We start from the raw sequence: 13456 nt of genomic DNA, 5'->3' as shown, positions 1-13456 counted from the left end.
GTTCGTACCTGTTTTCGCGGTGCCGTGTGACGCACGGTAAGCAGTTCAGCGGATTTCTCTGGCATCGACCGATTTGCCGGTGAATAGGTTCGTGACATTCGTGTTTCTCCATAGCGAGCGCAGTTTTCCGAAGGTTGTTCATGGACGGACCGGCAGGTAACGTCTCGCGTGCCGGCTGGGCCGAGCCTTTGCGAAAGGGTCGACACGCTATGACGGTTACTGGTTTCACGCGATATCCGCCCTTCATCGACGACCTTGCCCGCAGTGAATCGGGGCGGCTGCTGCACGCGGAACTCGGACGCCGGTGGCCGGAGTCGACCGACCCGTTGGTCGGCATCGCCCGCTACGCCCTTCTACCGGCGGGCAAACTGCTCCGTCCGATGATGACGCTGCACGCGGCGGAGGCGGTGGGCGGTTCGCCGGCCGACGTCCTGCCGGCCGCGCTGGGGATGGAGTACCTGCACGTCGCGACGCTCGTGCACGACGACATCATCGACGCCGACACGCTGCGTCGGGGTCGCCCGGCGGTGCCTGTCGCCTTCGGTATCCCCAACGCCATCGTGGTGGGCGACCACCTCATCTTCACGGCCTTCCAGTCCATTGTGGAGTCCGGGGCCGCCGTGCCGGCCGGGCACGTCGCCGCCGCCGTCGCGGCCCTGGCCGAGGCCGGCCGGGACCTGTGCCGGGGGCAGATGCTCGAGACGCAGCTCGTCGGCGACCTCGACGAGGGCGCCCGCAGCTACGCCGAGATGATCCGGCTCAAGACCGGCGCGCTGTTCCGCGCCGTGTGCCACGTCGGCGCGCTGCTCGGCGGGGCCGAACCGCAGGTCGCCGCCGCACTGGCCCGCTACGGCGAGCACCTCGGCGTCGCCTTCCAGATCCGCGACGACCTGCTGTCCTACGTGGCCACCCCGGAACAGACCGGCAAGCCGGCCACCAGCGACCTCAACAACGGCCGGCCCACCCTGCCGCTGCTGCTCGCCTACGACGCCGCCACCGACGCCGGCCGGGTGGAACTGATGGCGGTGCTGCACCGGCGCGGGGCCGGCCCCGGGGACGTCGAGTGGGTCGCCGGCCTGCTCGCCGAGGTCGACGCGGTACGCAACGCCCGCCGGCAGATGGTGGAGCACGCCGAGCGGGCACTGGCCGAGCTGGCCGGGCTCGCCCCGTCCCCCAGCGCCACCGTGCTCGCCGGCATCGCGCACTGGATGACGAGCGAGACGGCGTGAGCGCCGCCGGCGCGGTACGGGCGCTGCGGGCCCACGTCGAGACCTGGCGGCCCTACACCCTGTGGTACGTCGGGCTGGTCGGCCTCGCCGGTGCGGCCCTGGCCGACGGGCCGCACCACCCGTGGCTGCTGCTGTCGGCCTGGGCCGCCCCGACCGCCGGCTGGCTCGGCGGCCACTACCTCGGCGACTACTTCGACCGGGACCTCGACGCCGGCAGCAAACCGCACCGCCCGATCCCGTCCGGCCGGCTGGCCGCCCGTACGGCGCTGTGGTGCGGCTGCGCCTGCTTCGCCGTCCTCGCATTGCTGGCGGTGCTCGGGGGCTGGGGCACCACCTCGGCGGCCGTGCTCGCCGCGTTCGGCATCGTCGCCTACAGCCGCTGGTGCAAGGCGCGCGGCATCGCCGGCAACCTGGTCCGGGGCGCGCTGGGCGCGATCGCGCTGCTCTACGGCACGCTGACCGTCGGGCTGTCCCCGCAACGGCCGTCGGCGGTGCCGGTGCTGCTCGCCTCGATGCTCGCGTTCTGGGCCCACGACACCATGTCCAACCTGGTCGGTGCGCTGCGCGACATGGACGGTGACCGGGCCGGCGGCTACCGCACCCTGCCGGTCCGCCGGGGCGCCCCGTTCGCGGTGCGTACGGTGCTGGCCCTCTACGCCGGCACCGTCACCGCCGCGCTGGTCGCCGGGCTGCTGGCCGACCCGGCCCGGCGGGCCGGCTACCTGGCGACGCTTGCCGTCGTGGTGGCACTGGGGGGCGTCGCCCTGGCCCCGCTCGTCGCGCACCGCGCCGACATGCCCGTGCTGGTGGCGTTGCGGGCGCACGCCGTCCTGGTGGTCGAGCGGGTGGTGCTGGCCTCGGCCCTGGTCGGGCTGGGGCTCGGGATCGGCCCGCAACTGCTGCTGGCGGTGCCGATGGTCGCCCTGACCTGGTGGGCGCAGCGGATGATGCGCGCCGGGCACGAACTCGGCACCGGACGACCCGAGCTGGCGCTGGCCACCCCCCGTCGAGCCGCCATGGAGGACGTGTCATGACCGCTGTGCCCACCGAGGCCCTCGACCGGGCCATCACCCGCGGCGCGGAGGCGCTGCTGCGCCGGCAGCGTCCCGACGGGGTCTTCGGCGACGACCCGCCGGCCTCGGTGCTCGGCACCGCCGGTACGGTGGCCGCCCTGCACGCCGCCGACCCGGTGGGCAGCGCCGACCTGGTCGACGCCGGCACCTCTTGGCTGCGCCGGCAGCAGCACGACGACGGCGGCTGGGGCGGCGTGGTGGGGGCCGACAGCGAGGTCGTCGCCACCGCCGTCGCGGTCGCCGCCCTGGCCCTGACCGCACCCGAGGCCAGCGCCGAGGCGATCACGGCCGGCCGCGCCCGGCTGGCCGCGATGGGGGGTGTCGACACGGTCACCGACCCGGCCATCTCACTGCTCTGCCGGCAACTGCTCACCATGGCCGGGCTGACCGCCGAGGCGGGCCCGCTGCGCCGGCTGCCGCTGGAGATCGTCCTGTTCGACCGGGTCCGCCGCCAGCGCCTGTCGTTCCGTACCGCGCCGTTCATCGGGTTGGCCCTGATGCAGGCCGACCTGCTGCCCACCGGCCGGCTGCGCCGGGCCACCCTGCGGCGGGCCCGTCCGGCGGCGCTGCGGCTGCTGCGCGCGATCTACGACCACGAAGGCCGCACCGGCGCGTTGAGCGAGGACCCGTGGCCCGCCGCCCTGGTCCTGCTCGGCCTGGCCCGCACAGGCGAGGCCCCCGACATCGCCACCGCCGTGGTGGGCTGGCTGCGCCGCGCGGTGCGTCCCGACGGCGCCTGGGACGCGGTGGCCAACCTCGACCTGACCCGCTCCGGGTACGCGGTGACCGGGCTGATCGCCGCCGGGTACGCCGCCGACCCCCGGCTGCGCCCCACCCGCGAGTTCTTCCACGCCACCCAGAAGCCGACCGCGTTCACGGTGCTGGACGTGCCACCGGGCGGGTGGAGCTACTCCAACGTGGGTGGCTGGCCGGTGACGCTGGAGTCCGCCGAGATCCTGTCGGCGCTCGCCGGCTATCCCGACGCCGACACCGACCCGGTGCTGCGCGGCGGCGTGGACTGGCTCGTCGGCCGGCAGGACAGCCGGGGCTCGTGGAGCCTGTGGGTGCGCGACACCAAGCTCGCCAACGACGGCCCCTGCCCCGCCATCACCAGCCAGGCGGTGCTCGCCCTGCACGACGCGGGGCACCCCGACGACCACCCGGCGGTCGCCGCCGGGGCGGCCTGGCTGCTGACCGCCGCGCGCCCCGACGGCAGCTACGAGAACCTCTGGTACCGCGACCACACCTCCGGCACGGCGGTGGTGGTGGCGGCGCTGTCCCGGGTCGGCCACGCCCGGCACGACGTGGTCCGGCGGGCGGTGCGCTGGCTGCGCGACACCCAACTGCCCGACGGGTCGTGGGGGCCGGGCGACGGCACCGCCGGGTCGGTCGAGGAGACCGGCTGGGCCGTGCAGGGGCTGCTGGCAAGCGGTGACCCGGAGGCCGCCGACGCGGTCGACCGGGGGGTCTCCTGGCTGCTCGCCGCCGCCGGGCCCGACGGTGGCTGGCCGGCCACCCGGGTCTGCAACTACATCCGCCACCACCTGCGCTACCCCAACGCGGTGATCACCCAGGCGGTGGCGCTGCGGGCGCTCGGTGAGTACCGGCGTACCGTCGCCGGCCGGGCGGGCGTCACACCCGGTGCGGTCGCCCGATGAGCGCCGACGTCGTCGTGGTCGGTGCCGGGGCCGGCGGTCTCGCCGCCGCCCGCGCGCTCGGCGCGCGGGGGCTGCGGGTGCTGGTGCTCGACCGGCAACGCACCCCCGCGTCGATCGCCAAGGGCGAGATCCTGCAACCCGAGACGGTACGCATCCTGGACGGCTGGGGTGTGCTCGACGCCCTGCGGGCCACCGGCGCGTGCCCGGTCGACCGGCTGGCCATCCGTGACCCGCAGGGCCGTCCGCTGCTCGCCCTCGACTACGGCACCCTGCCCGGCGGATACCGGCAGATCCTCTGCGCCGACTACGGCGATCTGCGTGCCGTGCTCGCCGACGGGCTGCCCGCCGGCGTCGAGATCCGGTGGGGGCAGCGGGTCACCGGCCCGCTGCGCGCCGCCGACGGCCGGGTAACCGGGGTCCGGGTCACCGGCGACGACGGCGAGCAGGAGATCCGGGCGGCGCTGGTGGTCGCCGCCGACGGGATGTCCTCGCCGCTGCGCAAGGCCGTCGGCATCGACGTCGAGCGGCGGGAGTACCCGCACGGCCTGGTCGCCTTCGACGTGCCCGGGGTCCAGGTGGCCGACGAGGTGTCGGCCTACCGCACCGAGCGGGGCCTGTGCCTGGTCTACCCGCTGCCCGGCGGGCGGTGCCGGGTCTACGTCCAGGTGACCCCGGACGAGTTCCGGGGCCGCAGCGCCGCCGACCTGGCCGACTGGTGCGACCGGCTGCTCGCCGGGGTGCCGGCCATCCGTCCGCTGGGTGCGGCCCTGCGGGCGAACCTGCACCGGCGGCAGCTCCTCGCCGTCTACCGGCTCCGGGCGGCACGGTTGACCGTGCCCGGGCTGGCCCTGCTCGGGGAGGCCGCCCACGCGGTGCACCCGATGGCGGCGCAGGGCGTGAACAGCTCCCTCGCCGACGCCGAGACCCTCGCCGCCGGCCTCGCCGCCGGTGGGGGCCTGGACGACGCGGCCGTGGACCGGGCGCTGCGGGACTTCGACGCCGCCCGCCGGCCCCAGCTCGACCACGTCGCCACGGTCAGCCACAACGCCGCCCGCATGATCACCAGCGTGTCGGGGCTGCCCCGGCTGCTCGGGGCGCGGATGATGCGGCGCACCGCGGCCAACCCCCGGCTGCTCGGGCTCACCGCCGGCAACCTGTCCGGCACGAACGTCCGACCGCTGTCCCTGGTCGACCGGATGTACCAGCTCGGGCTGCTCACCGACCGGCACGCCCAGCCACCTGTTTCCGCCGGCCCCGCGACGAAGTGAGCGACGATGACCACTGCCACCCCCGTCGGCACCCAGCCGCCGGCCGACCTGTCGATGAACGAGACGCCGTACCCGCCGCTGCCGAGCATCAGGCGGATCGTCGAGGACGGGGCCGCCGCCCTCCAGCGGTACCCGGACCGGACCGCCGCCGCGTTGCGGGGCGCGCTGTCCGCGCGGCTGGGCGTGGGACCGGAGTCGATCCTCGTCGGGCCCGGGTCGGCCGGGCTGTGCCAGCACCTCGTCCAGGCGCTCGGGCCGCGCCCGGAGGTGGTGCACCCGGCGCTGTCCTTCGAGGGCTACCCGCTGATCATCCGCAACGTCGGGGCCCGGGGCGTACCGGTGCCGATGGACGGTTACCGCCACGACCTGCCGGCGATGGCCGCCGCCGTGACCGACCAGACCCGGTGCGTGCTGCTGTGCAACCCGAACAACCCGACCGGGGCGGTGCTGCACCGCGACGAGATCGAGGCGTTCCTGGCCCGGATCCCGGCCGACGTACCGGTGATCATCGACGAGGCGTACCGGGAGTTCGTCACCGACCCGCAGGTGCCCGACGGGATGGACCTGTTCCGCTCCCACGACAACGTCTGCGTCCTGCGCACCTTCTCCAAGGCGTACGGGCTGGCCGCGCTGCGCGTCGGCTACGCGGTGGTGCCACCCCGGGTGACGCCGCTGGCCGGCATGGTGGGCGCGGTGTTCTTCCCGAACACCCTGGCCCAGGCGGCGGCGGTGGCGAGCCTCGACGAGGCGGTCACCCCCGAGCTGACCCGGCGCTGCGCCGACCTGGCGTCCGCACGGGCCCGGCTGATCGACGGGCTGCGCGGGATCGGCCTCACCGTGGCCCCCAGCGAGGCGAACTTCGTCTGGCTGCCGCTGGGGGAGCGGGCGGTCCCGTTCGCCGAGCGGGCCCGCGACGCCGGCATCCTGGTGATGGCGCTGCCCGGCGCGGGGGTACGGATCACCGTCGGCACCGACGAGGCGAACGAGCGGCTGTGCGCCGTCGCCCGGACCATCCTGGCCGCCGGCGACTGACGGGCCGCCGGTGATCGACGGCCCGGTGATCGCAGGGGCCGGTGATCGACGGGTCGCCGGTGCCTGACGGGCCGGCGGGGCCAGGTCAGCGGGGCCGGGTGTCGGCCGGGGTGGTCTCCCAGCCGGTCAGGCAGAGGTAGCGCAGGTCGGGGTCGTAGTCGGCGGTCAGCACCGGCCGGGACCGGTCCGGGTCGGCGGCGAGGACGTCGAGCAGGGTCCACCACGGTCCGGTGACCGGTTGGCCCGGCGGGGCGACGGTCACCCCGTCGGTCGGGTGCGCCGGCCAGGCCGCCGCGAGGTCGACGCCGAGCACCATCCGGGCGTCGGGCCGGCCCGCCGACATCGCGGCCAGTTCGGACCCGGCCAGCGCCGCGACGTCGCCGGCCGCCACGTCCGGATGCTGGCGGAGCACCGTCATCCGGGCCGGGGCGTGCACCACGTCGCCGGTGTGCTCCGGCACCGCCCCGGCCACCGGGGCGGTGCGGTAGAGCATGGCGACGGCCTGCTGCCGGGCCGGGGCGGGCGTCGGCGTGCGGTAGGGAAGCACGGCCTGGTCGACGGCGATCAGCAGGGCCGTCGTGCGGTCGCCCGGGGACGCGTACGCGTGGGCGAGCCGGAGACCGCTGACGACCGCCGCCGGGCCCTGGTCGCAGACGGCGAAGGAGAGCGGCGTCCCCGGGCAGAGGTGGCTCAGGTAGGTGGCGGTGGCCCGGCCGGGCAGCACGTCGTGCCGGGCGAACGCCAGCACGAGCAGGTCAACCGGTTCCTCCGGCGGCACGAGCGCCCCGATCAGCGCCTCGGCCATCTCCGCGTGGGACCGGCCCAGCGCGTCCTGCCCCGGGCCGTCCGGCAGTTCCAGCCCGTACGGGTGGGTCAGGTCGGCCAGGTAGCGGGCGGACCGGGCCCGCTGGTCCGGATCGTCCAGCAGCGTGGCCGGCCCGGTGAAGACCCGCCGGGCGGCCCGGATCAGGTGCAGGTCGGTCGACGGGACCGCCATCGCGGTGCTCCTTCCTCGGTGTCCGGCCGGCCCGCGGTCCGGGTGGGCGGAGACCGTCGCGATCTCAATGGGCGAGGACCATCGCGGCGAAGGTCGCGCCCTCGCCGGCCCCGACCGCCGCGACCAGGTAACGGTCACCCGGGTTCAGCAGGCCGCGGTCGCGGGCGGTCAGGTAGTTGGTGAACGCGTCCGCGCAGAACACGTGGCCGGTCTCCCGGACGTTGTCCAGCAGCACCCGGTCGCGGGGGAACCCGATCAGCCGGCTCAACCGTTGCCAGGTCACCACGTTGACGTTGTGCGGCAGGATCAGCCGGATGTCGTCGAGGTCCACCCCGGCCACGGCGAGGGCCCGGCCGATGACGTCCGCCAGCGCCGGCCGGTACTCGCGCTGGAACTGCGCGCCGGACGCGCCACCGGCGACGTCGAACTCGCCCCGCTGCCGGCACGCGTAGCCGAGCAGCCGGTCCCGGGGGCCGTCGAGGCTGACCAGGCACGCCGACGCCCCCTCGCTGAACACGGAGGTCTCCGGGATGAACTGGGCGTCGCGGGTGAACGCCTTCTCGGCGGTGAGCACCAGCGCCAACGGTCCCCCGCCCGGCGGGTGCGGCCCCGGCTCGGCGGCCAGCAGCCGACCGGCCATCTCGATGGCGAGCAGTGCGCTGGCACAGGACTGGTGGGTCAGGGTGAAGGCGACCGCGTGGCCGAGCCCCAGCGCGCGGCAGACGTCGTGCAACGGGTTGACCGGGTACGGCACGACGACGGGGAACGCCCGCCCGTACAGCACGAACCGGACCCGGTGTTCCTGCCCGCGCAGGGCGGTGAGCCCGGTGGCGGCGTGCCGGAGCAGGTCGGCCAGGGACCGGTCGGGATCGCGGCGTACCTGGTCGAGACCGTGGAACCGGCGGAACAGCCGGACCTGCATCTCGGTCAGCTCCAGCGGGCCGGCCAGGCTCTCGATCGGGACGCGGTGCGGCGGCAGGTGGACCGCGACCGCGTCGAGCGCCGTCATGCCGCCGGCACCGGAGTCGACCGGAGGTGGCCGGCGACCGGGCCGGAACCCGTCCTGCCGTCGGATGGCACAGTGGACGGTCGTACCCGGGAGCGTTGCTCGTCGACCGCCACGGCAGGAATCCCATCAGCGGCGTCCGTCGCTGTCAACGCGTGCCAGAATATCGACGTGGCCCGCTTCCTGTTCGTCGTCCTGCCGGTGGCGTCGCACCTCAACGCCCCGCTCGCCATCGGCCAGGCGCTCCGGGCAGCGGGGCACGAGGTGGCGTGGTGCGGTCCCCGCACCGACCTGCGTCCGCTGATCGGCCCCGACGCGACGCTCTACCCGACCGGTAAGCGGTACTTCCGCCTCGACGGCGAGACCGGCATGGCGTCGGTGCGCAGCCTCTGGGAGGGGCACGTGCTGCCGGTCAACCGGTTCATCCGGGACGCCGTGGACCGGGCGGTCGCCGACCACCGACCGGACGTCGTCGTCGTCGACCAGTACGCGCTGGCCGGCGCGCTGGCCGCGCACCGGCACGGGGTGCCGTGGGCGACCTTCTGCGTGGGCGCGCTGGAACTCACCCCGCCGGACCTGCCCGGGTTCACCGACTACGTGCGCGCGCAGCTGGCCCGGGTCTGGGCGATGACCGACGTGCCCGTCGACGACGCGATCGACCTGCGGTTCTCGCCGTACCTGGTGCTCGGGCTGACCGGCACGGCGCTGACCGGCGCGACGCCGCTGCCGGCCCGGTGCGTGCTGACCGGCCCGGCCCTGGGTCACCGCCCCGACGCGCCGGCCTTCGACTGGGCCGCCTGGGACCCGACCCGCCGGCACCTGCTGGTCACCGTCGGGACGATGGCCGAGCACCTGGCCCGGGACTTCTACCGGCGGATGATGGCGGCGACGGCGGCCCTGGCCGACCGGGTGCAGGTGGTGGTCACCGCCTCGCCCGACGTGCTGCCCGATCCGCCCGCGCACGTGCTGGCCGCTCCCCGGGTGCCGGTGCTGGAGTTGATGCCCCGGCTGGACGCGGTGGTGTCGCACGGCGGGCTGGGCACCGTCACCGAGGCGTTGGCGCACGGCGTGCCGGTGGTCGTCGCGCCGATCCGGCACGACCACCCGACGGTGGCCCGCCAGGTGACCGATGCGGGCGCCGGAATCGAGGTCGCGTTCGCCTCGGCGACCCCGGCGGACCTCACCGCCGCGCTCACCGCCGTACTCGACGATCCGGGCTACCGGGAGAGGGCCCGCCGGGTGGGCGAGTCGTTCGCCGCCGCCGGTGGCGCGGCCGCCGCCGCCCGGCACCTCGCCGCCCTGGCCGCCCGGCCCATCGACCATTGTCCTTCGGGTACGGCCACACGAGCCTGACCTGACGCACCCGCAGGGGTGTCGCCGTCCACCGTCGACACCCCGTGGGTCGACACCCCGTGGCCCGGCGTCGTCCCCGTCCGAGGAGGCTCGATGATCGAGGCCACCGGCCTGCGCAAGTCCTACCGGGTCGGCCGTGGCCGCAACGCCGGCACCGTCGAGGCGGTGCGGGGGGTGGACTTCGCCGTCGAGCGGGGCGAGATCGTCGGGTTCCTCGGCCCCAACGGCGCGGGCAAGTCCACCACCATGCGGATGCTGGCCACGCTGATCCGCCCCGACGGGGGCCGGGCGTCGATCGCGGGCGTCGACCTGCTGCGGGCTCCGGCCCAGGTGCGCCGGCAGATCGGTTTCGTGGCCCAGGCCAGCGGCACCTACGACGACTCGACCGCCCGCCGGGACCTGGTGCTCCAGGCCCGGCTGTACGGCCTCGGCAAGGCCGAGGCACAGCGCCGGGCCGAGGCGGCGATCGGTGCGTTCCAGCTCGACGACTTCGCCGACCGGCGGATCAGGACGTACTCCGGGGGGCAGCGTCGGCGGCTCGACGTGGCGCTCGGGGTGATCCACTCTCCGCAGGTCATCTTCCTCGACGAACCGACCGCCGGGCTGGACCCGCCCAGCCGGGTACGGATGTGGCAGGAGGTCCGGCGGCTGCGCGCGGAGGGCATGACGGTCTTCCTCACCACCCACTACCTCGACGAGGCCGACACCCTGTGCGACCGGCTGTCCATCATCGACGGCGGTCGGATCGTCGCCGAGGGCACCCCGTCGGATCTCAAGCGGGAGATCTCCGGTGACGTGGTCGCGATCGACCTGACCCGCGCCGACGTGACGGACGGCCCGGCCGACGCCGACCTGCCGATCGCCACGAAGCTGCTGGCCGAGCAGCCGTACGTGCACTCGTCGGAGGCGGTCGACGGCACCCTGCGGCTCTATGTGGACAGTGCCGCGACGGCGATCCCGCAGATCATGCGCACCCTGCTGACGCGGGGGGTCGAGCCCGGGGCGATCGAGGCCCGCCGGCCGAGCCTCGACGACGTCTTCCTGGCCAAGACCGGCCGCTCTCTGGAGGAGTGAACCGGCCGGCACGAGAGGAGCCGCAGTGAAACTGGTCCGCGACACCTGGCTGATCTTCCAACAGGAGGTCGGTCTGATGGTGCGCAACCCGGTGATGGTGGCGTTCAGCCTGGCCCAGCCGGTCACCTACCTCATCCTGTTCGCCCCGTTCCTCAAGGTGGTGATGGTCGACCGGGGGGCCTCCTCGTACGCCGACGCCTACCGCATCTACGTGCCCGGCCTGTTCGTGGCGATGGGCCTGTTCGGTGGCCTGTTCGCCGGGTACGGGCTGCTCAGCGCCCTGCGCGCCGGCATCATCGACAGGTGCCGGGTGACCCCGGTGAGCCGGACCGGCCTGCTGCTGGGCCGGGCCCTGATGCACGTCTGCCTGAACGTGGTGCAGGCGGTGATCATCACGATCGTGGCGTTGCCGTTCGGGTTGCGGGTGCACCTGGGCAACCTGCTCATCTCGTACGCGCTGCTGTCGGTGATGGTGCTGCTGAGCACCTCGATCTCGTACGACATCGCGCTGCTGGTGCGCAACGAGAACAGCCTCGGCGTGCTGGTCAACACCGTCGGCCAGCCGATCTCGCTGCTCGCCGGGGTGCTCATCCCCCTGGTGCTGGCACCACTGTGGATCCAACAGGTCGCGTTCTGGAACCCGTTCTCGTGGGCGACCAACGGCATGCGGGCGTTGTTCAACGGGCAGATCACCGAGCCCGTGGTCTGGCAGGGCGCCCTCATCATGATCGTGCTGGCCGCGATCAGCCTGGTCTGGTCGTCGCACCTGTTCAACCGCGAGGTCTCCTGAGCCGGAGCGCCGTCGGCCGGACCGGTGTGACCAGGATTGATGTTGGCCATTGTCTGCAGGTGATCGGCGCTCTAGCCTGAGCGTGTCCCAGATCGGCTGCTGCGCCGGGGTGCGGTGACCGTGAGCGTGCCAGGTGAGGAGACAACTCGTTGGGTGCCGACAACTTCCGGGCGACGCTCGCGGCCGACATGGAGCTGGGGGCCGGCAACGTGCTGCTCCGGCTCGCCGAACACGGTGCCGACCCGGACCTGCCCCGGGTGACCTTCGACGTCGACGTGGACGGCATCCCCGCCTGGACGCCGCTGTCGCTGGCCACCCTCACCGAGCGGGTCGCCGCCCGCGCCGACTGGTTCCGGCAGCGGGGCGTCGGCTGGCGTGACCCGGTCGCGATCTACGTGACGTCCGCGCCCGACGTGTTCCTCAACTTCTTCGCCCTCAACCGGCTCGGCGCGATCCCGGCCCTGATGAACGGCAACATGCCGATCGAGTTGGCGGCCGAGTTCATCAGGCGGCTGCGCGGCGTCGGGGTCGTCGTCGACGCCGACCACGCCGCGCTGCGCGGGCACGACCTCGGGGTGCCGATCCTCGGTGACGCCGCCGAGACCGGCACCGGCGACCCCGACCAGGCTCCACCGCACTACCGCCACCACCCCGAGGACCCGGTCGCCATCACCCACTCGTCGGGCACCACCCGGGTGCCGGCCGCGATCGCCCACTCGCACCACGGGCTGTTCGCCGCCATCCGGGCCGTCCGGCTCACCGAGTCCCGCCCGTACGGCGAGGTGCGTGAGCTGTCCGTGCTGCCGGCCGCGCACGCCGCCGGCATCATCACGGTCAACCAGGCGCTGTGCAACAGCTACCAGTTGCTCTACCTGTCCGCGCAGGGTGGCCCGTTCGCCAGCAGCGCCGAGACGATCCTCGACGCCATCGAACGCTGGCGGCCGACGGGTGTCTTCGGTTTCGCGGTGACCTGGTCCGAGCTGGCCCGCCACGACCTGACCACCCGCGACCTGAGCTCCGTGCGCAACTGGTTCAACACCGGGGACTGCGCCCACGAGTCGCACGTGCGGCGGTTGGTCGCCGTGGGCAGCCACCCCGCGTACACCCGGCAGGGCATGGTGGACGTGCCCGGGTCCAAGTTCGTCGACATGCTCGGCTCCACCGAGATGGGCCACGGCGCGTTCCGGATCAGCCACCGCCTCGGCAGCGACCACTACGACCGATGCGTCGGCAAGCCGTACCCGTTCGCGCAGATCGCCCTGCTCGACGTCACCACCGGCGAGGAGGTTCCCGAGGGGCAGGTGGGGCACGTCGGGCTCAAGTCGCCGACCCTGGCGCTCGGGTACTGGAACGACTCGGTCAACACGTTCCGCACCCGGCTGGGCGGCTACTACCTCACCGGTGACCTGATGTACCGCGACCCGGACGGCAACTACCACCACGTCGACCGGGCCAGCGACGCGGTCGACCTGGGCGACGGCAACTGGCTCTACACGGCGCTGTCCGAGGAACGCATCCTCAAGCACTGCCCCGACGTCCGCGACTGCACGGTCATCGCGGCCCGGGAGGCCGACGACCGGACCGTCACCGAGGTGCTGCTCGTGCTCGCCGAGGACGCCGACCCGGAACTCGACCGCTCCGACCAGGTCCGCGCCGCGCTCGGCCCGGTGGTCGCCGCGACGCTGCGGCGGGTGGTCACGGTGCCCGCCGACGGTGTGGTGATGGGGCCGACGGGCAAGGTCCGCAAGTTCCTGATGCGCCAGCGGCTGCTGGCCGACGCCGGGGCGGCCGGCACCGGCTGACCCGTCGCCCGCTGCGCCCGCCGTGGGCGGGCCGGGCACACGTCCGAACGGCCTTGTGCCCCACCGGCATGTTCATGGGGGTGGGGCACAAGGCCGGTCACCACGACACGCCCCGGGCGGGGAGCCGGGGCCGGCGGGTTGCGCCGGGCCCACCCCCGCGGGAGCCCACCCGGG

General features: G+C 74.3%; 11 protein-coding genes. 9 read left to right on the top strand and 2 right to left on the bottom strand.

The window, feature by feature from the left end; all coding sequences use genetic code 11:
• Positions 1-209 precede the first annotated feature (209 nt).
• The 5 genes from ACOJTC_RS32830 to ACOJTC_RS32810 are packed head-to-tail and all read left to right on the top strand — an operon-like array spanning position 210 to position 6260.
• The gene (locus ACOJTC_RS32830; protein WP_420119793.1) at positions 210-1229 is read left to right on the top strand and encodes a polyprenyl synthetase family protein; all 1020 of its coding nucleotides are present in this window, start codon (positions 210-212) and stop codon (positions 1227-1229) included.
• Positions 1226-2263 carry a UbiA family prenyltransferase gene (locus ACOJTC_RS32825; RefSeq protein ID WP_420119792.1) on the top strand — a complete coding sequence of 346 codons (1038 nt, stop codon included), beginning with the start codon at positions 1226-1228 and terminating at the stop codon, positions 2261-2263. The genes ACOJTC_RS32830 and ACOJTC_RS32825 overlap by 4 nt, the downstream gene beginning before the upstream one ends.
• A complete protein-coding gene (locus ACOJTC_RS32820) occupies positions 2260-3960 on the top strand; it encodes a prenyltransferase/squalene oxidase repeat-containing protein (RefSeq protein WP_420119791.1) in 1701 nt (566 codons plus the stop codon). Before ACOJTC_RS32825 ends, ACOJTC_RS32820 begins: the two co-directional genes overlap by 4 nt.
• Complete coding sequence (locus tag ACOJTC_RS32815; RefSeq protein WP_420119790.1) at positions 3957-5228, top strand: FAD-dependent oxidoreductase; 1272 nt, start codon at positions 3957-3959, stop codon at positions 5226-5228. The genes ACOJTC_RS32820 and ACOJTC_RS32815 overlap by 4 nt, the downstream gene beginning before the upstream one ends.
• 6 nt (positions 5229-5234) lie before the next feature.
• Positions 5235-6260: an aminotransferase class I/II-fold pyridoxal phosphate-dependent enzyme gene (locus ACOJTC_RS32810; RefSeq protein ID WP_420119789.1), complete on the top strand. Its 1026-nt coding sequence runs from the start codon at positions 5235-5237 to the stop codon at positions 6258-6260.
• Between the two features lie 85 nt (positions 6261-6345).
• Here ACOJTC_RS32810 and ACOJTC_RS32805 read toward each other — a convergent pair whose 3' ends face one another.
• Both ACOJTC_RS32805 and ACOJTC_RS32800 read right to left on the bottom strand, forming a co-directional pair.
• Positions 6346-7257 carry a 2-hydroxy-acid oxidase gene (locus tag ACOJTC_RS32805; protein WP_420119788.1) on the bottom strand — a complete coding sequence of 304 codons (912 nt, stop codon included), beginning with the start codon at positions 7255-7257 and terminating at the stop codon, positions 6346-6348.
• A gap of 64 nt (positions 7258-7321) precedes the next feature.
• Entirely contained in the window at positions 7322-8266 is a 945-nt protein-coding gene (locus ACOJTC_RS32800; protein WP_420119787.1) for a 3-oxoacyl-[acyl-carrier-protein] synthase III C-terminal domain-containing protein, read from the bottom strand.
• Between the two features lie 168 nt (positions 8267-8434).
• Here ACOJTC_RS32800 and ACOJTC_RS32795 point away from each other — a divergent pair, with 168 nt between their 5' ends.
• From ACOJTC_RS32795 to ACOJTC_RS32780, 4 genes are all read left to right on the top strand, one after another.
• Positions 8435-9616: a glycosyltransferase gene (locus ACOJTC_RS32795; protein ID WP_420119786.1), complete on the top strand. Its 1182-nt coding sequence runs from the start codon at positions 8435-8437 to the stop codon at positions 9614-9616.
• A gap of 93 nt (positions 9617-9709) precedes the next feature.
• Positions 9710-10690, top strand: a complete 981-nt coding sequence (locus tag ACOJTC_RS32790; RefSeq protein ID WP_420119785.1) for an ATP-binding cassette domain-containing protein — start codon at positions 9710-9712, stop codon at positions 10688-10690.
• Positions 10691-10715: 25 nt separating this feature from the next.
• Positions 10716-11480: an ABC transporter permease gene (locus tag ACOJTC_RS32785; RefSeq protein ID WP_204928179.1), complete on the top strand. Its 765-nt coding sequence runs from the start codon at positions 10716-10718 to the stop codon at positions 11478-11480.
• Between the two features lie 149 nt (positions 11481-11629).
• Complete coding sequence (locus tag ACOJTC_RS32780) at positions 11630-13282, top strand: class I adenylate-forming enzyme family protein (RefSeq protein ID WP_420119784.1); 1653 nt, start codon at positions 11630-11632, stop codon at positions 13280-13282.
• Positions 13283-13456 lie beyond the last annotated feature (174 nt).

The sequence above is a fragment of the Micromonospora sp. genome (assembly GCF_048594385.1).
In the GTDB taxonomy this organism is placed as follows: Bacteria; Actinomycetota; Actinomycetes; order Mycobacteriales; family Micromonosporaceae; genus Micromonospora; species Micromonospora wenchangensis.
The sequence above is the reverse complement of the archived record's forward strand: the minus strand, read 5'-3'. Positions and strand labels throughout refer to the sequence as shown.

Bases quoted from the DNA above. Each gene is read 5' to 3' on its own strand.
- ACOJTC_RS32805 (WP_420119788.1), bottom strand. From the start codon at position 7,257: ATGGCGGTCCCGTCGACCGACCTGCACCTGATCCGGGCCGCCCGGCGG.
- ACOJTC_RS32790 (WP_420119785.1), top strand. From the start codon at position 9,710: ATGATCGAGGCCACCGGCCTGCGCAAGTCCTACCGGGTCGGCCGTGGC.
- ACOJTC_RS32810 (WP_420119789.1), top strand. From the start codon at position 5,235: ATGACCACTGCCACCCCCGTCGGCACCCAGCCGCCGGCCGACCTGTCG.
- ACOJTC_RS32820 (WP_420119791.1), top strand. From the start codon at position 2,260: ATGACCGCTGTGCCCACCGAGGCCCTCGACCGGGCCATCACCCGCGGC.
- ACOJTC_RS32800 (WP_420119787.1), bottom strand. From the start codon at position 8,266: ATGACGGCGCTCGACGCGGTCGCGGTCCACCTGCCGCCGCACCGCGTC.
- ACOJTC_RS32830 (WP_420119793.1), top strand. From the start codon at position 210: ATGACGGTTACTGGTTTCACGCGATATCCGCCCTTCATCGACGACCTT.
- ACOJTC_RS32815 (WP_420119790.1), top strand. From the start codon at position 3,957: ATGAGCGCCGACGTCGTCGTGGTCGGTGCCGGGGCCGGCGGTCTCGCC.